Source organism: Photorhabdus africana, assembly GCF_035181445.1.
GTDB classification, from domain to species: domain Bacteria; phylum Pseudomonadota; class Gammaproteobacteria; order Enterobacterales; family Enterobacteriaceae; genus Photorhabdus; species Photorhabdus laumondii.
Window position 1 is genome coordinate 1 of sequence record NZ_JAXBVE010000335.1, and the last position, 223, is coordinate 223.

The 223-nt window shown below is 64.6% G+C and carries 1 protein-coding gene; it reads left to right on the forward strand.

Going from position 1 to position 223, the window contains the following annotated elements:
- Positions 1 to 223, forward strand: a 223-nt coding sequence (locus SLS51_RS23985; protein WP_323840942.1) for a type VI secretion IcmF C-terminal domain-containing protein, incomplete at both ends; no start/stop codon positions are given.

The window sequence follows — 223 nt, forward strand, 5'->3', positions numbered from 1 at the left end:
CTTCTTCTCGCCGCAAAACGGTCTGGGGGTCCAGTATGCCATTGAGCCCCTCAGCCTGACCGGCAATAAACGCCGCAGCCTGCTCAATCTCGACGGCCAGCTGCTCGATTATGCCCACGGCCGCAGCAGCATTGTGCACCTCATCTGGCCCAACGCGATGCGGGCCGGGGTGGAAAGCCAGCTCACGCTGATACCGGATGCCGGCGGCAAATCGCCGCGCGCC